This window comes from Pseudoalteromonas sp. SG45-5 (assembly GCF_014164085.1).
In the GTDB taxonomy this organism is placed as follows: domain Bacteria; phylum Pseudomonadota; class Gammaproteobacteria; order Enterobacterales; family Alteromonadaceae; genus Pseudoalteromonas; species Pseudoalteromonas aliena.
Genome location: NZ_JACJEM010000029.1, coordinates 30,985 through 55,487, shown reverse-complemented (window position 1 = coordinate 55,487; position 24,503 = coordinate 30,985). Strand labels below are relative to the sequence as shown.

Annotated in this window: 19 protein-coding genes; 3 read left to right on the top strand and 16 right to left on the bottom strand. The window is 38.6% G+C overall.

The features are described 5' to 3' along the window. Positions 1 to 198: 198 nt before the first annotated feature. Positions 199 to 1,302 (bottom strand): acyltransferase, encoded by a 1,104-nt coding sequence (locus H5119_RS11100; RefSeq protein ID WP_259398953.1) that lies wholly within the window; start codon positions 1,300 to 1,302, stop codon positions 199 to 201. Positions 1,303 to 1,469: 167 nt separating this feature from the next. Here H5119_RS11100 and H5119_RS11095 point away from each other — a divergent pair, with 167 nt between their 5' ends. Genes H5119_RS11095 through H5119_RS11085 form a run of 3 tightly spaced genes read left to right on the top strand, consistent with a single transcriptional unit; the run spans position 1,470 to position 5,130 of the window. Continuing rightward, on the top strand, positions 1,470 to 2,957 hold the full coding sequence (locus H5119_RS11095; RefSeq protein ID WP_182702268.1) for a PAS domain-containing sensor histidine kinase: 1,488 nt from the start codon (positions 1,470 to 1,472) through the stop codon (positions 2,955 to 2,957). Next, positions 2,950 to 3,372 carry a response regulator gene (locus tag H5119_RS11090; protein WP_182702267.1) on the top strand — a complete coding sequence of 141 codons (423 nt, stop codon included), beginning with the start codon at positions 2,950 to 2,952 and terminating at the stop codon, positions 3,370 to 3,372. The genes H5119_RS11095 and H5119_RS11090 overlap by 8 nt, the downstream gene beginning before the upstream one ends. A gap of 45 nt (positions 3,373 to 3,417) precedes the next feature. Next, entirely contained in the window at positions 3,418 to 5,130 is a 1,713-nt protein-coding gene (locus H5119_RS11085; RefSeq protein WP_259398952.1) for a GGDEF domain-containing response regulator, read from the top strand. A 534-nt stretch (positions 5,131 to 5,664) separates the two neighbouring features. Here H5119_RS11085 and H5119_RS11080 read toward each other — a convergent pair. The 15 genes from H5119_RS11080 to H5119_RS11010 form a co-directional block, all read right to left on the bottom strand. Then, positions 5,665 to 8,388 (bottom strand): TonB-dependent receptor plug domain-containing protein, encoded by a 2,724-nt coding sequence (locus H5119_RS11080; RefSeq protein WP_182702266.1) that lies wholly within the window; start codon positions 8,386 to 8,388, stop codon positions 5,665 to 5,667. A gap of 72 nt (positions 8,389 to 8,460) precedes the next feature. Further along, entirely contained in the window at positions 8,461 to 10,074 is a 1,614-nt protein-coding gene (locus H5119_RS11075) for a hypothetical protein (RefSeq protein ID WP_182702265.1), read from the bottom strand. Between the two features lie 296 nt (positions 10,075 to 10,370). Further along, complete coding sequence (locus H5119_RS11070; RefSeq protein WP_182702264.1) at positions 10,371 to 11,711, bottom strand: lipopolysaccharide assembly protein LapB; 1,341 nt, start codon at positions 11,709 to 11,711, stop codon at positions 10,371 to 10,373. A gap of 51 nt (positions 11,712 to 11,762) precedes the next feature. After that, entirely contained in the window at positions 11,763 to 12,368 is a 606-nt protein-coding gene (locus tag H5119_RS11065; RefSeq protein ID WP_138584003.1) for an energy transducer TonB, read from the bottom strand. Positions 12,369 to 12,377: 9 nt separating this feature from the next. Next, on the bottom strand, positions 12,378 to 12,788 hold the full coding sequence (locus tag H5119_RS11060; protein WP_077535309.1) for a biopolymer transporter ExbD: 411 nt from the start codon (positions 12,786 to 12,788) through the stop codon (positions 12,378 to 12,380). A gap of 50 nt (positions 12,789 to 12,838) precedes the next feature. Beyond that, positions 12,839 to 13,366 (bottom strand): MotA/TolQ/ExbB proton channel family protein, encoded by a 528-nt coding sequence (locus H5119_RS11055; RefSeq protein WP_077535308.1) that lies wholly within the window; start codon positions 13,364 to 13,366, stop codon positions 12,839 to 12,841. 3 nt (positions 13,367 to 13,369) lie between these two features. Next, positions 13,370 to 14,737, bottom strand: coding sequence for a MotA/TolQ/ExbB proton channel family protein (locus tag H5119_RS11050; protein ID WP_182702263.1), 1,368 nt, complete (start codon positions 14,735 to 14,737; stop codon positions 13,370 to 13,372). A gap of 10 nt (positions 14,738 to 14,747) precedes the next feature. Further along, a complete protein-coding gene (locus H5119_RS11045) occupies positions 14,748 to 15,500 on the bottom strand; it encodes a DUF3450 domain-containing protein (protein ID WP_182702262.1) in 753 nt (250 codons plus the stop codon). A gap of 241 nt (positions 15,501 to 15,741) precedes the next feature. Beyond that, positions 15,742 to 16,356: a DsbA family protein gene (locus H5119_RS11040; RefSeq protein ID WP_182702261.1), complete on the bottom strand. Its 615-nt coding sequence runs from the start codon at positions 16,354 to 16,356 to the stop codon at positions 15,742 to 15,744. Positions 16,357 to 16,637: 281 nt separating this feature from the next. After that, positions 16,638 to 17,714, bottom strand: a complete 1,077-nt coding sequence (locus tag H5119_RS11035; protein ID WP_259398951.1) for a GGDEF domain-containing protein — start codon at positions 17,712 to 17,714, stop codon at positions 16,638 to 16,640. 14 nt (positions 17,715 to 17,728) lie between these two features. Further along, positions 17,729 to 19,618, bottom strand: coding sequence for a methyl-accepting chemotaxis protein (locus H5119_RS11030; protein ID WP_182702260.1), 1,890 nt, complete (start codon positions 19,616 to 19,618; stop codon positions 17,729 to 17,731). Between the two features lie 248 nt (positions 19,619 to 19,866). Continuing rightward, positions 19,867 to 21,120, bottom strand: a complete 1,254-nt coding sequence (gene fucP, locus H5119_RS11025; RefSeq protein WP_182702259.1) for an L-fucose:H+ symporter permease — start codon at positions 21,118 to 21,120, stop codon at positions 19,867 to 19,869. Between the two features lie 504 nt (positions 21,121 to 21,624). Next, entirely contained in the window at positions 21,625 to 22,518 is an 894-nt protein-coding gene (locus tag H5119_RS11020; RefSeq protein ID WP_182702258.1) for an ABC transporter substrate-binding protein, read from the bottom strand. Between the two features lie 957 nt (positions 22,519 to 23,475). Then, complete coding sequence (locus H5119_RS11015) at positions 23,476 to 23,988, bottom strand: RNA methyltransferase (RefSeq protein WP_182702257.1); 513 nt, start codon at positions 23,986 to 23,988, stop codon at positions 23,476 to 23,478. Beyond that, the gene (locus H5119_RS11010; protein ID WP_182702256.1) at positions 23,988 to 24,500 is read right to left on the bottom strand and encodes a YcgN family cysteine cluster protein; all 513 of its coding nucleotides are present in this window, start codon (positions 24,498 to 24,500) and stop codon (positions 23,988 to 23,990) included. The genes H5119_RS11015 and H5119_RS11010 overlap by 1 nt, the downstream gene beginning before the upstream one ends. Positions 24,501 to 24,503: the final 3 nt, after the last annotated feature.

Genomic DNA, 24,503 nt, shown 5'->3' with positions numbered 1-24,503 from the left:
GCATTAGGAGCTGCAATGAGAAAGCTAATTCAAATTTGCTTTGGTGTAATAAAAAACCAAACAAAATACAAATCTGAGTTAGCATAAAATTAGGGTTGCGAGTGCTTTGGAGAGATGGTATCTACAAACATCCTCACTGATTTTAGAGCTTGGAGATAGCTAATCATCCAAGCCTCAAGATACAAGTGGTACAGTACCCTAGGTGCCAATTAGCTTTCGTGAGTGTCGCCCTATTATTTTCTTTATTAGCCATGCAATGACCATAGTAGTACCGACACCAATAATCATATTTCCAATACCCAATAAGCCAATAACGAAGACGTCACGATAACTTTGAATGAAGTCTTGCAAGCTCATAATTAAAAATCCAACGAATAACACATGGTAAAAATAAATAGAAAACGAATATTCACCAATATTGCATATGGTTTTGGGTAAACGTGTTTCAATACTCTGAAGCCACTTTAAAAGTAGTAGACAAGCTAAGATCTTTTGAATGTAGAAAAGAGTTTGTCGAGATGAATACCACCCATCGATTTTATATTCATTAATATATTGGGTAACAATAGCAATACTGATTAAAACGAGAAAAGCGACTAACCACGTTTTATATTGATTGACCTGAGCCATTGTCTTTTCGTAATGACTCCCTATTATCATTCCAAAACAATATGCACCACAAAAATACACTAAACTCTGCATGGTTAAGAAGTCAGGAAAAGCGCTGCGAGATATAATCAAAGGGACGCAGGCAAAAACAAACATAAGTCTTGGTGCGTGTTTATTCACAAAATCTAGAAATGGCGTCAATATGAAAAGTACAAATAAAATAGGTATGTACCAAAATTGAATGGCTGCGGTTCCAAATACTAGGTTTATGGATACTGTGGAAATAAACGATATATCATTTTTCACGGCATCAGCAAGATAATATTGCCAATATACTGCTGTAGCTATTATGCTAGCGACAGAATAGGGTAAAACAACATTTAGTGTTTTACTCTTATAAAATAAAATCCACCCTCTATTATGTAAAACTTTGCTGAAAAGTAACCCCGAGATAATGGCGAAGTATATTGTACTACCATGAAAAAATAATTCAGTTAAATAAAACAGTGCTTTTAAATTAAAAGAATCTAAATCGCCAGTCCAAAAAATAGCAAATGACCACGCATGGGCAGCGACAATACTTAAGATCGCAACCCCTCTAAAAGCTTGTAAATGAGCAATATATGTAGACATAAAAAATCTATCATTTATTAAAAATACGTTATAATTATGTTGCAAGTTAGGTGGTGACATAGATACACTCTACATACGTATTCAGAGCTTACAAAAAAGAAATCGAAGGGGGTCATCCATTTAATTCATTAAAGGTAACAGTTTTTAGCGAAAATAATCGCCCATAATTTGATGTTCATCATTTCCTCGTCTATTCATATATGAGTAGTTTTTAAATAGGTATGTAAATGAACAAAACTAAAGTTAACACGGGTGTTGCTCCCTTAAATACTGATTTTAAAATAGACAATGCGTTTTTGGCGCAATTGGTTGATTGCTTGCCTATGGGTGCAATGATAGTGAATGCTAAGGCTCAAATTCTTTTTGCAAATGATCAACTGTCTGAAATACTTGGCTACACTGACTCAGAGCTTATAGGAATGAACATAGACAGTTTACTTCCTTCACAATTTAAATCCAATCATACACATTTAATGAGCCAGTTTTTTGCAAAGCCTAGAAAACGTTTAATGGGTGCAGGTCGTGAATTGTTCGCTAGCCAAAAAAATGGCGCTCAAATTCCGATTGAAATAGGCTTAAACCCCATACGCGGAAAACAAGAATTAGTATTAGCAACGCTGGTAGATATTTCACAAAGGCTTCGCGCTAACAGTATGTTTCAACGCTCTATTCAGGCTGTACCACATGGGGTATTAATAATAGATAAAAATGGCATTATTCAATCAGTGAATAAATCGATTTGCTCCTCTTTTGGTTACAGTGAAGAAGAGCTATTAGATAAAAAAATGGAAATGCTATTACCAAAACGCTATCAAGGACATCATGCAGGGCTGCGTCATTCATTTCATCAAGCGCCCAGCATAAGAAGTATGGGAGTTGGAAGAGACTTAACCGCGCTACATAAAGACGGCAAAGAGTTTCCTGTAGAAATAGGTTTAAGCCCTTTTGAAAACACGAATAATGAAGACATGGTATTCGTCTCGCTATTGGACATTAGCGATCGAAAGAGAATGGAAGTAGAGCTAAAGGAAAACAACACTAGCCTAAAGGAGTTTACTTATGTGGCTTCCCATGACTTACGTTCTCCATTGAGAGGAATTTCTAATTTAGTTGAATGGATTAAAGAAGATCTGGGGACAACGACAGATGAGGTGCAGCACAATTTAACGCGTATTGATGAACGTATTTTAAAAATGGAAACGTTAATCGATAACTTATTAAACTATGCAAAAGCAGGTAAGGCCACACTGGATACACAAAAAATAGATATCAATAAGTTGGTCAATAATGTAGAGGAGTTATTAGAATTTCCTGTGGGTATAAAGCTTAAAAAAGACATTCAACTCGACAGTATTGTGTCTGCATGGACACCACTTGAAACTGTTATTCGCAATTTGGTGAGCAATGCCATCGGACACCATGACCGTGAAGAAGGAATTATTTTAATTCGATCTGTTGCAGAGAATACTCTCTGCCATTTAACCGTTTCTGATGATGGGCCGGGAATACCAGAAGCAGCTTATGAACGTATTTTTAGCTTATTTCAAACGACAACTTCAGGCGAAAGACAAGGGGCAGGTATTGGCTTATCCATAAGCCGACGGCTTACAGAAGCGCACGGAGGAAAGCTTAATGTTACGTCGAATCAACCACAAAGAGGAGTAACGTTCCATGTTTGGTGGCCTCGTTTTGCAAGGAAAGAAATCAATGATTAAGAATCTGACAATACTACTCGTAGAAGACGATGATGTGGCTGCAGAATCAGTTATGCGCAGCTTAAGAAAAGTGGAGCCTGCAATTAAAGTCAACTGGAAACAAAATGGGCAGTTGGCCCTTGATGCATTACGAGAACAGGATCAATCAGGAAGAATAGCTGAACCATATTTGGTGTTACTAGATTTAAATATGCCAGTGATGAACGGGTTCGAATTTTTAGAGCAGATTCGCCTTGATAAAAAGCTGCACGATACTGTGGTATTTATTCTTAGTACGTCAAACGAAGACAGTGACCGAACCCGAGCGTACCACAACAATGTGGCAGGCTACATGGTAAAAAGTTCTATAGGCCCTCAGTTTGCTAAGTTAGCAAAACTTATGGATGCATATATGAATGCGATTGAGCTCACATAGATCGTTTTGAGAAGAGCTATGATTATGATGAACAGGGTAAATACAATGGAAAAATTTGATCTGTCCGATAGCGTTAACCTTCTCATTGTTGATGACGATAGTATTGATAGGGAACTAATACGTCGTATGGTCTCTCGTTCTAGTATGCAAGCTAACATTTTTGAAGCCTCTTCGTTAGAAGATTCTATGTCTTGTCTAGAAAAAAAAGAGTTTGATTGTATTATTGTTGATTATCGGTTGGGGATCAGTTCAGGGCTTACCTTACTCAGTAACATTAGAAAGTCTGTGAATCATCATTGTGCCGTTATAATGGTCACGGGCCTAGGCGATGAAAATATTGCAGCTGAAGCTATGCGACTTGGTGCAAGTGACTATTTATTAAAAGATAAATTAAAAAGTACTCAACTTCTGCATTCTATATCTAGCTCAATTCAACGAGCCACGTTAGAAAAAAACCTCCATAATATGGCACATTATGACAGTTTAACAGGGTTAGCCAGTCGGCCAACCTTACTCGAACAGCTTAGCAATGCGATCGCTTCTGGGCAGACACTCGCTGTTGCCTATCTAGATTTAGATAATTTTAAACCCATTAACGATAAATACGGGCATGAAATAGGAGATTTTGTTTTAACAACCATCGCCAATCGACTAAAGCTTATTGCTCGTAAAGAAGACACCCTTGCACGTATTGGAGGTGATGAATTTGTCCTGCTATTAAAAGGATCCTTACACACAAATCAAGAATATGAAGATCTTCTGCAAAATGTTCTTATTGAGATCAATGACCCTATTCTATTAAAGGAATACGCTTGCTCAGTACAAGCGTCAGCAAGTATTGGAGTGGCTCTTACCAATGATGCTGGTTTAAGCTGTGATGATATTCTACGCAGAGCAGACCAAACCATGTATCAAGCTAAGACCTTAGGTACGAATAAAGTTTTATTTTATGATCCAGAAGAAGAAAGCCAAAGACATGCTAAACATACTCTACTAATGGCCGCCGAAAAAGGGATTGCCCGTAACGAATTTATTTTACATTATCAACCAAAGGTAGACATGACAGACCAGCGTTTAATAGGCGTTGAAGCATTAATACGCTGGAATCATCCAACTTTAGGTTTGCTATATCCAGCTGACTTTTCTGATGCACTAGAGCATCCCTGTATTGGGATTTTAATGGGTGAGTGGGTGCTATGCGAAGCCTTAAAACAACATGAAATTTGGCAAAATACGCAGCTAGCCATGAGTGTTAATATCTCTCCAGCACATTTACTCAGTGAGGGTTTTGTCGAAAATTTAAACGACCTATTATTAAGTACACATAGCATGGGATCTAAGACACTAGAATTAGAAATTCTAGAAAGCACAACAATTGGAAACATTGACCAAGCTGTAGATGTGCTTGAAGGTTGTCGTAATTTAGGGGTTAGTATTGCCTTAGATGATTTTGGTACAGGCTATGCCTCTTTAAGCTATTTAAAAAAATTACCATTAGACACTTTAAAAATAGATAAAAGTTTTATCAAAAAACTCCTATCAGACGGTGAAGATAGATCCATCGTCACCTGTATTGTGGCGCTCAGTCAAGCGTTTGGCTATAACCTGATTGCAGAAGGAGTAGAATCTTTAGAGCATGAACAGGTCTTAATTGATATGGGGTGCCGTCTCGGGCAAGGGTATTATATTGCCAAACCCATGCCTGCTGATAATATGACCGTATGGATCCAAAATATGGTAAAAAAGCCTATCCATTAAATTAAATATCTACCCTATATTTTGCTTAATAACACTAATTTTTTGAATAACTGAAAAAGCATAAACTAAGTGTATAAGATCATCGTAGCCTCAATTACGCTATCCATAAAACAAAAATATTTTATAATGTAATGTAACTTAAAAATTGCGAGTAAAGCATATTCTTTGAGAGAAACTAGCCACTGATTATCAATCTGGCATCGTGTTAATTACACGCAAAGCCTAAATCTTGCAATACCCAAACTAGGTTAAAAAATAATTAGCGGATTCTCTAAAGTATAAACCGTAATCGGTTAAATTAATGCTCATTCACTTAGACACATAACCAAAACACTATTTATACCAATCTACTTATATATGGGGTCTATTTAACGTTAAGAAAATTACGCTAGAACTAGGCAAAGATTTATGCAGGTTGGTATTACCATCCCCCTTACGGCACAATTATTAACTTCATAAATAACAAGCAATAAAAAGCCCTACACTTGGTAGGGCTAAGTAATGCTTACTATAACTGCTATTTATTAGAGAATGTTAAAATTCATAACTAAAGCTTAAGCTCAACTCTCTCGGTGTTTCTTGAGAACGTATTAACACATCATTTTGATTAACTTCAAAATTTTGTCCTAACATATTCTTCACCTTAAATGTCAGCGTGGTGTTAAAGGTAGGGTAATAACTATAAACCATGTCTAACGAGTTTAAAGGTTGCTCGTAAGCATCATCAAAGTTATTAACACCCGCAGCCAAAATACGATCACCAAATACATTATAGATGACAGAGGCTTGATGCATGCCATCATGCGAATCGTAATTCAATTGTAAATTAGCAACGTATTTTGAATGACCTGTCATGCGTCGTTTTAGGTTTGTCAGATCGCCGCGCTGCTCCTGTGCAATTTCAACTTCTGAATCACTGAGTGTTAAGTTACCAGAAGTAAAGAAAGCACCGCCAAGAAAATCACTGTGCAACTCAGTTAACCATTCGGCTTCAATACCATAAACATAGGCTGTATCGGCGTTATCAAACTGCAGGGTGAAACGGCCATCGCTTTCAGTTAACAGTGCTTCAATTGGTTTATCGATATCTTTATAAAAAGCGCCAACAGAGTAGTTATCGCCATTGCCCATATAAAATTCGATACGCGCATCAAAGTTATCTAAAGCGCTAGACTCTAAGAATGGATTACCTAGAGTACGGTATCCTGTAAGCGGATCTTGGAATTGAACAGGACTTAGCTCACGTAAATCAGGACGAACAACCGTACTGCCATATCCAAAACGAATTTGGTATGCCTCTTGGCTATACGTCATAGATAGTGAAGTAAAATACTCATCTTCCATGACACTTGCTTGTTCTATCGCATCTGCACTTAGCTTGTCAGCTAGCAAAGCAGGATTAAATGCTGAGCGAGAAAAAGCTAGAGCAACTTGGCGAAAATCTTCATAGCGTACGCCACCACTTAAGCGCCAATCTTGAGCAAACGTTATGTCAAAAGAGCCGTAATAAGCATCAATCATTTGCGCTGCAAGATAATCATCGGCTGTTGGTTCTTGGAATAACAACTCGACATCAGTTGAATCAATAACAGAGTCATTAGCAAAAAAACTGCCGATTGACAGTGCTTCATCTTCACTTTGCGCGAGCTCTAAAGCTTGAGTTTGGCTAAAGCGATAGTTAAAAAAGTCGGTACGGTAGTCACGTGTTTTTTCTACAAAATAACCGCCACCCGCAATTTCAACTTCGGCATTGTCAAAGTAAAAAACTTTATTTACATTAACGCCCCAGTTTTCTACATCGTCTTCTAACTCAACAAATCGATACAAATAGGGATTGCCCCCTAAGCTACCGTTGTAAAATGTGCGTTTATATTTACCATCAAGATATTCATCACGAACCGTTACTTTAAGCTCGCCTGGGATACTTGTTGTTGCTGTAGAATCAGTGTATTGCCAATCAACACCTACACCTTGCAAAAATCCCCACTCTAAATTATGCGTACCACGAAGCTGAAGTATTTCTAATTCGCGCTCTTCAAAAGAGGTTAAGTGGCTGCGCTGTAATTGACCAGCATCGATGCTTAATGACTTTGATGGCTCTTGGTACAATGCAACAGAGGCTTCATCTTCAGTGTCTCGCAACATCATGTAGGTTGCAGTTAAATCATGGCCCTGTATTTTATACCCTAAATTTAAAGAGCTATTTAACTTTATATTATGCTTTGTCGACACTTCTTTTTCTGTTGCAGAGTAGCAGGTAAAGTCATCTTGTGAACAAGCAGACTCCGATGCGTCAACTGAAGAAAGGACTGCGCTAAACTTTTCAGCATTTGACCATTCATTTTCATAAGCAACTGACGCTAAAAAACCAAAAGATCCATCTAAGCCAAATAAGTTATCAAAACGATCGCCGTAGACCGCTTTAATACCGGCATCAGGGTTCAAGCTTTCTTTTTCCAAGCCAAAGTCTCTTGGCAACGCTTTAGCTAAACTTTTATTTAAATCAATCGCTGCAGCTTGACCTATATCAGCTCCCGTGCGCTTTGATTCTACGTCTCTGATATTTCGGTATGAAATATCAGATAAGCCATTAATATACGTATTTAACGCTGTTTTAACGCTATTAGGTAATGCTCGCGTGCCATCATCTTGGCCAAGCCAATCATCACTGCCGCCATTATATGTATAGCCTTCGTCATTTGTATCTTTATAGCTTGCGCCAATTTCGACTTTAAATAACGTATCACTTGGAATGCTTTTTGTTCTAATGTTAACGTCACCACCACCAAATGCTGCCGGCATATTAGGTGAGTAGGCTTTTTGAACAGCCAAAGATTCAATAATACTTGATGGAAAAATATCAAGTGGAATAACGTTTCTTGTTAAATCAGGGCTTGGCACTACAGCGCCATTTAAACGCACACTTGAATAACGCTCACCTAATCCACGTACATAAATAAACTTATCATTAACTAACGACAAGCCTGTAACACGACGAAGTGCCGAAGCGGCGTCACTGTCACCCGTTCGAGAGATTTGCTCAGCGCCCATTATATCAGCGACGAATGCCTGATTTTTACGCTCATCGATAACTGCGCTCGCACTCCCTTTAAGACGCGTGCCTGTTGCAACAACTTCTTCTATAGCCTCATCATTTATTATTTCTTGTGCCTGTTCAGCGAAAGAATGAAATGAAGAAAAAAGGGAGAGCAGCGATAAAGTTATTAGATTAGTTTTAAACTGCTTTTGATGTTTCATATTTATATCCTCTAAACCTAAAGTTCCCTTAAAAAAGGCGCCGTAGCGCCTTATAATTAGAGCCGGTCTAGATTAATTACTAGCGCGTTGTAAAGATGCAGCTACAAAACTAGCCCACTCGCTTGACTCACCTTCTTTAAGCGCACCAATGTAGCCTGCGTTAGTAAAGAAAGCGTTAACAGCGCTCATGTCTTTAGCCGTTGTTGCAACAGCAGTACCTTGTGAATCAGTAATCGTTGCAGCAGTTGAAACACCATCGGCACCAAGCACATTTGCAAAATCAGCGAAACCAATTAACTGGTTGTTTTCACCACCTGTAAACCAAGTGCTTACATCAAAACTTGCTAATGCACCCGTTAAAGGCGTGTTTACGTTTTCAAAGTTTTTACCACAGGCAAAAATTGAGCTCATAAATGCAATATCGCCTTTATTTGCATTGGCATGCACACCTGCATCGCCTGATTTGTCTTTTTCATTGTATAAATCAAAACAACCGGCACCATCTACAGATGATGAGTTTACAAACAGCATGTTAGCTAATTGCGCTTTACCCCATTCTTTCATTTCCATACCGGCACCAGTACGACGTCCATCTGCGCCTTGATCACCGGTCGTTACAACCGTTGCATTCGCAATCGTTGGGTTAGAAACGGTTGTTACTAAATCTTGAGCGTCTGCTGATAATGGATCTACCTTCGCACCATCTGTTTCAAAGCCATGGTTACCATATTCATTTGAACGAACAAGAATAAATTGTCCAAAACCTTTCCAGCCTTCATCCCAGTCAATGCCGTCATCGCCAGTATCAGTAACGACAATATGCTTAAGGTTAACGCTGCCACCAAATAGCTCAATACCATCATCAAAACCATTATGTACATGCACGTAATCAATGGTTGTACCTGAACCGACAGCATTTAGAGTTAAACCATTGAGTTCATCACCTTCAACACCAAAGCCCGCATATTTAATAACGATATGCTTAAGGATACCGCTGTTATCTTGCGGATCATTACCACCGTAGTAAGATACAATACCTTCAGCAGAGTGATTACACAGGTCTTGTGCAGCAGCTGCTGTTGTACAACGAATAGAATGGCCACGACCATTTACCTGTACGCCACCCCAGTCACCAATTTGTGCTGTTGTTGAATCATCGCCATCAACTTCTTTGATACTTGTGAAAATAATTGGCTTATCTACTTCACCAATTGCTTCAATATTTGCGCCACGTGCAACACGAATAAAACTCTCAGGCTTAGTAAAAGCAATTGTCGCACCGGCTTCAATGGATAATGTAGGGCCATTGCCGTCAATTGTAGCGCCTGTTGATGTGTCTACATCATCACCAATAAATAACGCACCTTCAAACACATGCGCACCATCGTTATCTAATGCAGAAATGACAAAAGAGCTGGTGATTTCTTTAGCATTGCTTGCAAATGCTTGGCTATAAAGACAGTTAACGCCTTTGGCCTCACCTGTAAATGTCGCGCCATCTAATGTGTATGTAGCACACGTAACAGTTTCACCACTGTTACCACCTGGGTTAGTCACCGAATTGTCTACACTATTGTCTACACTGTTATCAGCAGTTGTAGGTGTAACGTTAATATCACCACCACAACCAGTAAGTGAGATTGCAGCAGCTACTAGGCTGACTTTAAATAAACCAGATAATTTCATTGTTCACTCCGTTAAAGTATTTAATTATTTTGTTAGCGTTTTATTAAACTCAAGTCACCTAAGTACATAAGTTGATGTATTTAGGTCACTTGAGTTCTTAGCTGCGACTACCTTACGGGAGCTGTATGACAGCGCCGTTACACTTTAATAAACATAAGATGACAACGTTAATTTATTAAATTCAAATGGTTACTTAAAATAAAACGAAAAAACCGCCTAAAATAAATTTAAGGCGGTTTGCATAGTGCGATTATGAAATTGGTTTTTTGCTATACAAATAACGTGTTAAATAGGGATCAAAGTAATGCCGTTCTAAGTGTTTCGGCATGTACTTTTTCACGCTTTACATACTTGATCCATTGCTGCGCTAAACGCTGGGATTTTTTGTGTTTCTCAGCTTGTTCAAACGCTAAAATTGAGGCATCGAAATTTTGTAAATTATACTGCGCCATACCAAGAGCAACAAAGGCATTTGATTCAAAATCAAGTGAGCCTTTATCTAGTGCTTTACGCGCAGCGTCGGCTGCCTCTTCATATTGCTCAGTATTGACATACACTTCCGCTAAGCGTTGATCGTACTTGCCATTAACCGATAAATCGGCTGCTTTAACAAAGTATGCAATTGACTTATCGTCTTCTTTAGCTTGGATCATGGCTTCGGCTACAAACGCGTAATTTTTTGCCGTTTTCTCAGCAGCACCCGCCTCAATTGCTTTACTCATGACTACGCCTGCTTTGTAAGCTAAACCATTGTATAAATACACTTGAGCAAGTTGACGCAAATCAGATTTTGAGGTTAAAAACCCTTGTTGATAAGCAGCCTCAATAACAGCAAGTTGCTGTTTCTCTTGCCCTGTTTCACCATACATACCCGATAACTGAATCCAATATTCTGGCTTGTTATACAGTTTTACCATACGCTCCAATACTGCGACTACTTTATCAGTTTGATTAAGCGAGTAATGCATTGCACGTTGCAATACCAACCAGTTTTCTTTAGGTGTTTTACCTTCATCATCACTTAATTTTATTACTTTAGAAATATACTCCAGCCCTTTATTGTAATCTTTTAGCTGATAGTAGGTTTGTGCTCGTAATAAGTAATAACTTTCGGTGATGGGTTTAGTATTAATGTCATCCCATTTATCTAAAAATGAAATTACTTTTTTGTAGTCACTGTTAGCCATTGCTAATTGCGCTAAGCTAAATGTAGTGCTTACACGTAACGACTCAGGAATTCCTTCCTCTGCAACTACTTTTTCAAACGAGGCTATTGCTTTTGGTAAATCGTTCTCGTTGTAATAAATAAACCCATAAAAGTTATGCATCATCGCAATTTCGTATGAATTCATACTTGATGATCGCTCATTGATGGTATCTAGTGCCTCAAGCCCTGCTTTAACGTCGCCATCATCAGCTAGTTTTTGCGCTCGCGCCAATTGGCTGTACACCTTTTCACGCAATGCAGGCACTCGTTTAGTTTTTTGCTCTTGCGCTGCATTGGCTGTGGCTACATCTACGCTGGGTAAAATGCTCAACGCACTAGGAGCAATAATACTTGTACTTATTGCTGCGGTGCAAAACAGTGTTAATTTCAAAAGCTTTGCTACAGGTCGTAATGTTGTCATTGATTTCATAATCATCTCACTTTTCGAACCATTTATTAGTAGGTTTAATTAATCGCTAAATTAACCACTGATCTGGAAAGAAATTTTATTCTGAACACCCGCAACTTCAACGGCTTCGCCATTCACTACGCGTGGTTTGTATTTAAATTTAAGGGCTGCATCCATAGCCGCTCTGTCAAACAGTGACTCAGGCTCTGCTTTTAAAACATGAGGCTCACGCACAGTGCCTTGCTTAGTTACTGTAAATTCAACAATAACGTAACCTTCTATACCCCGTGATAAAGCACGGCGTGGGTATACAGGGGCTACTTTTACAATGGGTAAATATTCACCGTCACTTGAGTCCAGTGATAAGCCACCCGATAGGTTTACATCCGCATCCACATTTGCTCCAAAGTCAAAGTTATTAGCATTTGCAGTCGCATCGCTACTTTGCATCTGTGGTGATTCCATCGGCGGCGGTGGCTCCTTTGGTGTCGGTGGTTTTTGTGGTTTTCGTTCTTTCTTTTGTAGGCTCTCTTCTTTTTTAAGCCTTACAAAATCAAGTACATTGCCCTTAGCAGGCTCACTCATTGCCCCTTCGCCACCGGTGATCAGTGCTTGCATGCCTAAAAACAGCATAAAAGTCACTACACCGGCTACAATTAATGCTACTAAATAACGCATTACTAACCCTTATGCTTCTTGAGCTGCAATCGACACATCAAACACACCAGCGGCGCGTGCTGCATCCATTACTTTAATTAAAGTATCGGTTGTAGACTTTTTGTCTGCCTGAATGACAACACTACCTTGTGGGTTTTCAGCTTTTAAGCGTTCAATATTTGCTTGAACTGCACGTATATCAATTTGACGCTTGTTGATCCAAATTTCACCTTGATCTGAAATAGCCACTAATATGTTTGCACGTTCTTTTTTTACTGCTGTTGCAGCTTCAGGACGGTTCACATCTATACCGGCCTCTTTTACGAACGACGCTGTCACAATAAAGAAAATAAGCATAATAAAAACAACATCTAGCATAGGTGTCATGTTTATTTCTTCAGCCTCATCTTCTTGCATTAAATTACCTAAAGGTGCTCTCATTTTATTCTCCTAGAATAAGCGACTGTATATAGCCGCTTATCAAAATATACTTAATGGTCTAATACCATGCTGTCTTCAAGAAGTTCTACTTCGCGTTTTGCTTTACGTTGTAAATACGTTGAGGCAAATACACCTGATAACGCACCCACCATGCCCGCCATTGTTGGAATAGTTGCTTTAGATACACCCGATGCCATTGAACGGGCACTGCCCGTACCTGTAATTGCCATAACATCAAATACTTCGATCATTCCGGTTACGGTTCCTAACAACCCAAGTAGCGGGCATAACGCAACCATTACATTAATTAAGGGTAAATTAGTGTTAAGTCGCATGCTCGCTCGCGAGATCATTGCTTGGCGTATTTGCTCAGCATTCCAACTGTTACGTTCTTGGCGAGTAGTCCATGTGTTTTTGACATCTTTTTTATAGCCACGAAAGCCATTAAAAAAATAAATAAATCGCTCAAGTATCAATAACCACATCGCGAAGATTAACACCCCGATGACCAAGAGAACTTGGCCACCAGTGTCGAGAAAATCACGGATAGCATTGATTGAGTCAATCAATAGCACCATGGTTTATTCTCCTTTCTCACTTCGTTGGGCTATAATTCCCGCGCTCTGCTCTTGTAAAATAAGCAATAAACCTTTTGAGCGAGTATTAAGTAGTGTGTATATAAATACAGTAGGGATCGCCACAACCAAACCCAGTACCGTAGTGACTAGTGCTTGAGAAATACCACCTGCCATCAGCTTAGGATCCCCAGTACCAAATAATGTGATTGCTTGGAATGTGTTGATCATGCCGGTTACTGTGCCGAGTAAGCCCAATAGCGGAGCAACCACTGAAATAATTTTGATAAGTGTTAAATTACGAGTGATTTTTGGCATTTCACGTAAAATGGCTTCGCTTAATTTAAGTTCAAGCGTGTCGTAGGCTACATTTGGGTAATCGTCTTTTACTTTCATAACTCGACCCAATGGATTGTCATCTCGCGCTACATTATCCTTTAACTGACGACGGATTTTGCCACCTACCTGTAGTAAAGATACAAAGCGCTCAATCGCAATTAAAAGTGCCAATAGACCCACACCTAAAATAACGTAACCAACGGCTCCACCCTGATGTACTTGCTCAACGGTGTCTGGGGCTTGCACTAATAAACCTAAGATTGAACCACCCGTTGGGTCTAGCGCAAACTGCACAACACCACTTTTGGCATTTTGTAAATCACCCGCTGTCGCGGTATAACGAGATACAGGTTGGCGAGTAAGCTCACTTAGCGTATTTGTAACTGGGTTATACTCTACGTATTTACCGTTCGAGATTAAGTTAAAAGCACCTACTCGCATTACTTCTTGCTCTGCTTTATTACCGCCTTCAACTATAACCGTGGTAGTAAAGCGACTTACTTTGCCCTGCTCTGTCATTTCGCGTTGTAATTCGTACCATACTTTTTCTATATCTTCGATTGATGCAAGCTTTGAAGTCGATCCCATCTTTTGAGCAAGGTCGTCCATAAATGCACTACGACCTGGTAATTGTGCAGATACCACAGACGTTGCGAACTTATTGCTCGAATCACCTGCAACTTGCTGCAATACACCAAATAGCTCTTTGAGTGAGCCCATGCGCTTAGATAAAGTGTCAGTTAAATTTGCAAGCTTAACTTCATTTTCTTCAAACTGTGTTTCTAATCGCTCAGATTCAACAAGCATTTGATTACGCTTTGCTTGTGTGTCTTTTAACATTTGTACTTGTTCGTTTTGACGTGTGGCAAACATTTGTTCACGCTGTTTATTTTCTGCAGTTTGAACAGATTTTCCTTCTTCTAGCGTTTTAAGGAGTGAATCTAGGTTCATTGCCTCAGCAGCTACACTGGCACCCGCAAAGCTAATACTTGCAGCAAATAAAGCCATTTTTGTCATTTGTGTAAACAATTTCATTTTTAACCTCTTATTTTGCTGCATGTACTGGCAGAGTTAACATATGTGGGGCAAGTTGCTTGCGCGCTATGCGTAAACCTTTGTTGATTTGGCTTATTGTTGAATCAGCTAATGCTGTAAACGATTTTGTTTGTGCATCCCAGCTACCGGCTTTTTTACCATCACGTGTTAAATAAATAAGCTCTAAACGGCCGATGCGTAAAAAATCCACTTCACGCTCTTTTCCACTTACCTCTAACAACGCGGTATACGCTTCAATTGTACGGCCGTAATCAACTTCGACCTGGTAAGCTTCAAGTACGCGACGAAATTTTTCGCTTGACGTAATATCAGCGCGATCCATCATAGTTTTTAAAGAGGCTAACCGTTTTGCACGCTCATCTTGTAAAAATGGCACATCAAGCGATACAAATTGCTCAAGGCCTGTGATCATACGCATCATTAATGGTGTAATTTGACGTTCAATAATAGAAACCTGATCCATTGACAGATTTAAGGATTCCATTTCTTCTATTTGATTATTTAACTGCTTAGTTAGCTGGGCGTTGTAAACAGCTAAGCCATCAATCTCTTTATTGAGGGTTTTAAATTGCTGTAAACGACCTTGCATTGAATCTGCAATCTTGTCTATTTTTGTTTGTGATTGCGCAGCTGATTTATTAATTTCACTGCTTTTATCAATAACCTTATCTAAATCGTTTGCGTGTACTGCTGCACTTGCGGCCACAATACCAGCTAAGATTAATGGTTTAACGCCTTTCATCGCATACACCTTTACTCGTTAATTAGCGGATTTGCTAGTTTGTTTTTTAAGGTCATAAACTTTGTAATATAAATAATTTATGACTTTAGAATTTCAATGAGCAGGAGTTTATAGATAAAACATGACAAGGATGTTGCGTAAAAAAGTCGATTTTATGACAGTGGTAACAATAAAGACTTACAAAGGGGATTTGACAAAAAAAAGGATATTAATTAATCAAACACCCTTTAATTTATGTGTTTTAATTTAAAATAGAATTAATCTCAGCGAGAGAAAGCTGCCAATCGGTGTAACTTATTTCTATTGGGTGTGCTTTATTTTTATGAATAAGTACAAGAGAAGGAAACCCATGAATAGGAAGTGTACGGACCAGAGCCAGCTCTTGTGTTAGTTCAGTATTAACAGCAGATGATGTTAGCTGCTCAGCGAACTGCGCTTTGTTTAAGCCTATTTGCTGGGCTAAGTCTATTAATGTGCATTCATCAGACGGATTTTGCGCATTTAAGTAATATGCATGTTGGATTGCTGCAACCATTTCAACCTCTTTACCAGATTTACGCGCAATAAGTGCGGCTCTACATGCTGGATACGTTGAACGCCTTGGTTGGCAATTGCGCCAAAAATCATGATTAAATGTTGTTCCCAGCTGAGCCGAAATTTTGTACCACGTACTTTCAAGCATATCTTTCATATTTTGAGGCATAGGCTGTTGATTATCCGGCGCTAAACCGCCGACCTTATATTCAACAACTATGTTATCTTCAAGCTGTGCCTTTAACTTAAGCCAAGTAGGTGCGTAGCCCCAACACCAGCTACACATAGGATCATGAACATAAATAAGCTTACTGTTTGACATCGTTTTACCTTATATAACTGGCCGTATAACGCTTTATAATTGGGACTTACCCGATTTAACAAGAGGTTAATTAAAACTTATATTTAGTTAACCTGAGATCTGGTAAGAGATTTACTAACGTATTGAATCATTGTGATATTTAAATTTATTTTCTCTAGCCAAAGATTTTCAGTGAAAACAAGGCGAACTTACGCGTCAATAGCGGGCCTATTGCAAGTAAATTCAACGCAGTTAGCGCTGAAAACAGCTGCTCGAGATGGATTTATTATTCAGAGTTCAGGTTAGTTATTAATAGATATCACTTTATTTCGCCCAAGCGCTTTAGCCCTATACAAAAATTCATCCGCTTCTTTTAAGCCATTGCTATAGCCTTCAACTTCATTTACTTGTGCAACGCCAATGCTACAGGTGATAGTCACTTTTTTATTGTCGTTAGTAATCATTAAATACTTTGCCACACATTCACGAAAGTCATCGGCTAATAAAGTTGCTTCAGCCGATTTGAGTTTTGGTAAAATGACCACAAACTCTTCCCCACCGTAGCGAGATTTTAAAGCAGACGTTGAAAACTGTGATTCAAGTAATTTAGTAAATTCAATCAAAACGGTATCACCAAAGTCATGACCATGTGTATCGTTCAAGGATTTAAAATTATCTAAATCGATTAATAAAATTGAGAAGGGCAAATATTGCTCAGGTCGAGTTTGTGCAAGCTTTAAAAAATGCGAGGTTATAAAACGCCTATTAGCAACACCTGTTAGGGGATCGGTATAAGCGTCTTGCTTTTGTTCAAGCGTAATATCAGCAATAGCCAAATGACTTTTATGCCTAAAGTACTCACCAATAAACGAAAATAAAAAAACAAGGGAAAAAGAAGCTATAAAACGGGTTTTTTCTACATCACCATAACTAACTTGGCCAAAATTGGGACCATATAAAAGCGCAATACAGCAAAGTAGTAAACTTAGGCCCAACCAACAACCAAACCGCACACCTAAACTCGCGAATGTAACCACAGGGTAAAACATTAGCCAATACAGAGCAGTGTTTTCTTTTCCACCAGTATAAGTAAGCGCAACACACATAATGAATACAATGATCATACTGATCAATGCGACAATTTCGAGTTTACCTGTTTTTATAAAGTAAATTGCACAACTTACAATTGTAAAGTTCACTATCACCAAAGCAACAGTTAGTATTGGTGAATAAACGCTATAATTTAAAAACACCAGCAGCGTGATCACCACGATTGCAATGCCTATCATAGTAAATAAAGAAAACGCTTGGCGTTGCTTATCTGAACTATAAACACTGTCGATGTTTATTACATTGAGCCAATTTTGTTTATTTACCATGTTTTATGCATTACCTATACTTTAAATTTTTTAACCATACTGTCTAAATTACTAAACTGTTGCTTAAGCTTAGTGCATTCATTAAGTGTATTATTTAGATTGGCAATACCTTGCTCAGAAAGTTCGCTGATAGTGCGAATATCAGTATCTAATATTTTAACAACCTGATTTTGTTCATCTGTTGCATTAGCAACGGTATGGTTGGCATTATTAATTTGTTTTATCGCTTCAATAATTTGTGACATTACATCGCCAACAGCATCCGCTTGTTGAACACTTTTTTCGCTATCCTCTAAACTGGTTTTCATCAGTTCAACAGCTAAATTTGAGCCCTTTTGCAACTGACCAACGGTGTCTTCAATTTCTTGAGTAGATTGCTGAGTTCTGTACGCGAGTTGCCTTACTTCATCCGCAACGACTGCAAACCCTCTACCAGCGTCGCCGGCTCGAGCCGCCTCAATTGCAGCATTGAGTGCCAGTAAATTAGTTTGCTCACTGACCCCTTTAATAACTTCGAGGACTTGACCAATACTTGCAGTATGAGCATTTAAGCTATTAATCGTTTGCTGTGCTTCCTCTATATTGGCAGATAACTGATGAATACTTGCTACATTATTATTTAATGTTTCCTGGCTCTGCGTGGAATGTTGATTTGCATCTTTTGCTAACTGTGAGGCATTGCTCGCATTATGAGATATATCCAACGCAGTAGCTGAAAATTGGTTAATAGCTGCCGCTACATTATTAGTACGTTTGCTTTGATCATCAAACATTGATAGCGACGAGTGAGTTTGCGAAACCAGGCTTGTTACTGCCTCCTCTAATAGTGCTGTTGTGTGTTTTACTTGCTCAATAGAGTGCTGAATTTTTTCAATAAATATGTTGAAAAAGTGACTTAGCTCGCCAAATTCATCATCATTTTCGACGACCAAACGGCGTGTTAAATCGCCTTCGCCTTGCGCTATATCTTTAATGGCATCGTTTAATCGATTCATCGGTTGCATTAAATAACGTAACAGCATTTGCATTAAAATCACAATAACGGCAATACCGATGACCATATATAAAGCCGCCATTTTTCCAAAGCTTGATACACTTTCGAATGCTTTATCTTTATCTATAACCACACCTAAGTACCAGTCAACGTTCTCAATACCGCGTATCTTAGTAAATGAGATTAATTTAGTTTGGCCTTTAACCTCATACTCTGTAAATGTGCTTTGCAAAGGCGTAGCCATACCGAATAATTCAGTCGTATTTTTTAAATTAAGTGCGCTATCTGGGTGGCTAAGGACCTGCGCGTTTTCATCAAGTAAAAAGCCATACCCCAAACCTAAAAAGTCAATATCAGCAATAATTTTAGAAACGGTTTGCATATCAATATCAGCACCCGCAACACCGCTAAATTGACCGTTATCTTGTATAGGTACAACGGCTGAAATGGTTAACTCATTGGTAGTTACGTCGATATAAGGAGTGGTAAAAGCCGTATTTGATTTATTCTCTACTAACTTATACCAAGGCCGTGTTGTTGCATCAAAGTCGGGGGGTAAAATAACCGTTTCATCATTTAAAATAAACACACCACTGGATTTACCAATATACGTGTTTTTAAAACTACCGGCTAATTCTGCTGTATTAAGCTGAGATAAGGTAAGTGACTTAGAATCGCCAACTTTATACGTTTTTGCGACAGAGGCGACAATTGCAAGTTTAGCATTGAGCCAGCTCGCTATATTTTGTGAAACAGATTCTGAATTTTGCTGTAAAACGAGCGCTAACTGTTGCTGTGTTTCATTGCGCATCGATACATAATTATTAATAGTAAAAAGACCAAGAACGAGCACTAACACTAGCGATGCTGCAATCGTAACCTTACTTGTAAATTTCAATGAGTTGAACATAAACGCCCTTATTTATTTTTATCTTTATAAGCATTTACATTTTAGCAAGATTTAGCAAAACATCTTAGCTCTTGAAGCTTATAAATGGGTAATTGATTAAAAATAAGAATAAAGGCTTAAAGCAAGTATTAGAAAACCTGCAGGTTAGAAATATGATTAGTTTTACACGCGCCCATTGGAGCGTTCCAAAAAAATGTTGTTTTATAAGTGACTGAATACGTATTCAGTCACTTATAAAAAGTCGGCGTTTACCACTTTTTAGCTAGACGTACGACGTTAAATCCGTACCAAGCAATAAATACATAGCAGATCATGGGTATAAAAAAGCTATCTTGTATACTTATCGTATCTGCAATTAAAGCTTGAGCTAATGGTACGAGTGCCCCCCCTACAATCGCTAAACATAACCAACCCGAACCTTTACTCGTGAGCGGCCCAAGTCTTTCAATAGCAACAGAAAAAATAGTCGGAAACATGATCGAATTAAATAAGCCAATCGCAAGTACGGAATATAAAGCAACATCGCCTTGGGTAAAAATAGTGATTAATAATAATGCAATAACGCAGCAGGCATTAAATGCTATTGCTTTAGAGGGGGCTATTTTTTGTAGTAAAGCTGAGCCTATAAAACGGCCAACCATAGCGCCTCCCCAGTAATAGCTAATCAAAGTAGCGGCTGCATGTTCTTCAAGTCCTGCGATATGAGCCTCACCAAAATAATTAACTAAAAAACTACCTATTGCTACCTCACCACCTACATAACAAAAAAGAGCAATAACCCCCATTTTTAAATGCGGTGCTTGCGCCAAAGAGCGCGTTTGATCTTGCTGATTATTTTCTCCTTTGTGCGATTCTATTTCAGGAAGTTTAATAAATGCAAATACAATAGCAATAATAAGGAGTGCAGCCGCTAGCATCAAATAAGGTACTTTTACCGATTCAGCTGTAGCTGCAGAAGCCGCAAGTGTGCCGGCTGTACCGAAAAACAATAAGCCACCAACATAAGGCCCTACGGTTGTGCCTAATGAATTTAATGCTTGTGCTAAATTAAGGCGTGATGAGGCTGTCTTTTCAGGACCTAAGGCAGCTACATAAGGGTTAGCTGAAACTTGCAAGACAGTAATACCAGAAGCGAGAACAAATAAAGCGCTTAAAAAGATCCAATATTCATGCACCACTACAGCAGGGTAAAATAATAAACACCCTATAGACGCAACGACGAGCCCTGTTAAAATACCTTTTTTGTAACCTAGTTGTTTAACTAACATCCCTGCCGGAATAGAGACAATAAAGTAAGCCCCAAAAAAGCAGAATTGAATTAACATTGCTTCAAAGTAGCTTAGGTCAAATACCCCCTTTAGGCGTGGTATTAGTACATCGTTTAAAACAGTTATAAACCCCCATAAAAAAAAGAGGGTTGTCATCGCAGTCAGTGGAAACAGGTAATTTTTATTTGGCTGTTCATTGACCGCGAATGGTTGATTTGTATTTAGTTCACTCACGTTGTTTTCACTCCATTAACAAGTTGAAAACGATTTTACATGTTTATCAGCGAATTACACACAAACTAAAAAAGAACGTTCCAATTATGTATGGATTTTAATTCCAACCTGCTTATATATGGGGTCTATTTAACGTTAAGAAAATTACGCTAGAACTAGGCAAAAATTTTTGTATCTAGGGCGTGTTGACCTTTGTGGATTGAAATTTGTTCAATCTAGGGGCGATTTAATCGCGGCGCGAGGTTTGTAACCTAGTGGGCTAAGTCAAAACCGAGCAAAGCTTCCGCGTCCTGCTCACGCCCCTTACCTACATCCATGTAAGCAACAAAGAGTTAATCGCCCCTAGAAAGAACCCAAAGGGCAGCGCATGTTTGGCATTTATGCTGCAAAATCAATCACGAAAGGTCAACACGCCCTAGTTGTTCTAAATAAAAATTTTTAACGACGTTATAGTGCAATTTAATTCGTTAAATTGATCAAAGGTTTATACAGTTTGGTATAAGATCAAGATTGGCATTCATTACTCAAGAAATTGATTAAACGTTCTGTTTCGCCGCTATTATGAAACTGATACAAACTGGTATTAATATTATCCAAAATCAGCAGCCAATCAGGAGTCAATTTACTGATTGCAAAATAAAGTGGGTTATATTGCAGCGATATAGTTTCTTGCGCTAGCGAGCTTAACAAGAACTTTTTTTCAGTGGGGGTTAACGAGGAGTATTCTACAGAGAACTTGAGCACAGTCGGATCACCTATAATTAAGTCAACACGTTTAGCAGCAAGCAATTGTACCAGCTGTAAATCATCAACTGCGCTAATAATTTGAAATTCATTATTGTCCATCATGGCATCAAACTCGGGGGTATTTTGATAACCGCGCACAACCCCTATTTTTTGACCTTTAACTGATTTTAAATTACCTGAGAACCTGTCAGGTTCACCTTTGCGTTTTAAAAAAGCAATTTCACCGCCTTTAAATGAATTTGATAAACCCAGTAATTCACGGCGTGTTTTGCCCTGCACATAATCAGAAGGCGCTGTATCTTCAATAAAGTATTCGGGCATAAGTATGTCCGCTTTACCCAGCTCAACATTTCGTACCGCGCGTGCCCAAGGTAAAAACTCAATATAAACGCTGTAGCCTTTACTGTTTAACAATGCGACTGCAAATTGATAAACCCAGCCCTTATTACATAAATGATCGCCAATGTAAGGAGGCCACTCCACGGTAGCAATATGAATTATTTTCTCGGCGTTTTTAGCCTCAAACAGTAAACCCGATTTATGGTTATAACCAGCTAAAACACGCTTAGTGTTATCATGATAATAATTGATCGACAGATCCGCGTAGCTATTAAAGCTAATTAATAAAAAAACAAAAGCTAAGTAGTGCATATAAATCCTAGGGCCTATTGGCCTGTCAGGATTGAAATTTGTTCTATCTAAGGGCTACTAACCACGGCGCAAGGTTTCTAGCCCTGTGGGCTCCATAATCGTTCCTGCGTCACTCTTATGGCTTATATCACTGTAAGCCCGAGCAAAACTTCCGCGTCCTACTCACATCTTTCACCTACATTCATATAAGCAACAAAGAGTAAATAGCCTATAGATAGAACCCAAAGGGCAGCACATGTTTGCCATTAATACTGCGTTATCGCCTATTTATGGGAAGTAATACCAACCTGCTTATATATGGGGTCTATTTAACGTTAAGAAAAATTACGCTAGAACTAGGCAAAAGTTTTTGTATCTAGTTGTTCTAAATAAAAAACTTTTAACGACGTTATAGTGCAATTTAATTCGTTAAATTGTTCAAAAATTTATGCAGGTTGGTATAACCACACCAAATAAGCACTGCTTTACCTAAAAGGTCAACAGGCCCTAATATAAAGCGACGTTTTTAGTGTAGATCGAAATAAAATTTTTGCAGGAATGTGCTAGGTTATATTTTCAAAACTGAAGAAATCAAGGCTTTCATCAGTCAAATAATAGTTAAGGCAAGCCTTGTGCTTGACTAGCCAAAATATTTCATATAATTACTAGACCGTGTTGACCTTTGTGGATTGAAATTTGTTCAATCTAGGGGCGATTTAATCGCGGCGCGAGGTTTGTAATCTAGTCGGCTCACTAACTGCGCCTGCGTTACTCTAATGACTGACATCCCTGTAATAATAATTAAAAGCCGAGCAAAGCTTCCGCGTCCTGCTCACGCCCCTTACCTACATCCATTTAGGCAACAAAGAGTTAATCGTACCTAGAAAAAACCCAAAGGGCAGCGCATGTTTAACCTCGAAAGATAAACAGACTTAGCCTTTGTATTTAACAGAAACGGAGGGCAAGAGCTAATACGCCCTACTTTTTTTGCCATTTCATTTTGTTATTGGTATCACGGGAGCTAATAATAGTTGTGTCGCTACTTTCAACGCCACCTAATTTAGCTAATCGATCATATAAAACAACATTGCAGGTAGCAGCTAAGTTCATACAGCCGATAGTCGGAATATAAACCACTTCATCGCACCACTTTAAAACCTCTTTGGGGATAGAGCCATCTTCAGGGCCAAATACATAAAATGCGTTTTCAGGATGCACAAACTCAGGCAGCGGTGTAGCACCTTCAATTAGCTCAATAACAACAACTGTTGCACCCTTTGGCTTCACTTTTTCTAAACTATCCGTTTCAGTTAAAGGGATACGCTCAACCACATTTTTTGTATCGGTATGAAATTTTTTAGCGTTTAAATAGCGATTACCTGTAAAAAAAACTTGGCTCGCGTTGTAACACCCTGCAGCACGAAGTACACCACCAACATTAGTCGGGCTTTTTGGATTAATTAAACCAATTACAGCTTGTTGTTTGCTCATTAATCAGCGTCCTTTGTAGGCCACTCTGCAATGTATAAATCAAAATCATCGAGTTTTACGTCGCAATCTTTTACTGTTTTATCTTTTACAGAAATACCTAATTGATGCATCTTCGTTTTATCACCACTGTTTAATAGCGGATGCCAAGAAGCCAAGCCGCGACCTTCGTGTAAGCGTCGGTAACTACAGCTTTGAGGCATAAAGAAAATGTCTTTTAGGTTTTCTTTGGTAAGTTTTACACAAGAAGGTACAAGGGTTTGGCGGTTTTCGTACTCGCTACAACCACACGTGTTGTTATCCAGGTACTGGCACACAATATTAGTAAATATTAATTGCTCGCCTTCACGTAGTTGATCGGTTGCAGTAAATTCGTCTTCATCTTCACTATCAATAAAGGTATTTAAACAACATTTACCGCACCCATCACAAATGGCTTCCCATTCGTTTTGGCTCATGTCTCTTAAGCTTTTTTTAAGCCAAAATTGTGTATTTGCTAATTGTTGATCAAACATAAT

Coding starts and splice junctions, on each gene's coding strand:
- H5119_RS11100 (WP_259398953.1), bottom strand. CDS start 1,302: ATGTCACCACCTAACTTGCAACATAATTATAACGTATTTTTAATAAAT.
- H5119_RS11095 (WP_182702268.1), top strand. CDS start 1,470: ATGAACAAAACTAAAGTTAACACGGGTGTTGCTCCCTTAAATACTGAT.
- H5119_RS11090 (WP_182702267.1), top strand. CDS start 2,950: ATGATTAAGAATCTGACAATACTACTCGTAGAAGACGATGATGTGGCT.
- H5119_RS11085 (WP_259398952.1), top strand. CDS start 3,418: ATGGAAAAATTTGATCTGTCCGATAGCGTTAACCTTCTCATTGTTGAT.
- H5119_RS11080 (WP_182702266.1), bottom strand. CDS start 8,388: ATGAAACATCAAAAGCAGTTTAAAACTAATCTAATAACTTTATCGCTG.
- H5119_RS11075 (WP_182702265.1), bottom strand. CDS start 10,074: ATGAAATTATCTGGTTTATTTAAAGTCAGCCTAGTAGCTGCTGCAATC.
- H5119_RS11070 (WP_182702264.1), bottom strand. CDS start 11,711: ATGAAATCAATGACAACATTACGACCTGTAGCAAAGCTTTTGAAATTA.
- H5119_RS11065 (WP_138584003.1), bottom strand. CDS start 12,368: ATGCGTTATTTAGTAGCATTAATTGTAGCCGGTGTAGTGACTTTTATG.
- H5119_RS11060 (WP_077535309.1), bottom strand. CDS start 12,788: ATGAGAGCACCTTTAGGTAATTTAATGCAAGAAGATGAGGCTGAAGAA.
- H5119_RS11055 (WP_077535308.1), bottom strand. CDS start 13,366: ATGGTGCTATTGATTGACTCAATCAATGCTATCCGTGATTTTCTCGAC.
- H5119_RS11050 (WP_182702263.1), bottom strand. CDS start 14,737: ATGAAATTGTTTACACAAATGACAAAAATGGCTTTATTTGCTGCAAGT.
- H5119_RS11045 (WP_182702262.1), bottom strand. CDS start 15,500: ATGAAAGGCGTTAAACCATTAATCTTAGCTGGTATTGTGGCCGCAAGT.
- H5119_RS11040 (WP_182702261.1), bottom strand. CDS start 16,356: ATGTCAAACAGTAAGCTTATTTATGTTCATGATCCTATGTGTAGCTGG.
- H5119_RS11035 (WP_259398951.1), bottom strand. CDS start 17,714: ATGGTAAATAAACAAAATTGGCTCAATGTAATAAACATCGACAGTGTT.
- H5119_RS11030 (WP_182702260.1), bottom strand. CDS start 19,618: ATGTTCAACTCATTGAAATTTACAAGTAAGGTTACGATTGCAGCATCG.
- H5119_RS11020 (WP_182702258.1), bottom strand. CDS start 22,518: ATGCACTACTTAGCTTTTGTTTTTTTATTAATTAGCTTTAATAGCTAC.
- H5119_RS11015 (WP_182702257.1), bottom strand. CDS start 23,988: ATGAGCAAACAACAAGCTGTAATTGGTTTAATTAATCCAAAAAGCCCG.
- H5119_RS11010 (WP_182702256.1), bottom strand. CDS start 24,500: ATGTTTGATCAACAATTAGCAAATACACAATTTTGGCTTAAAAAAAGC.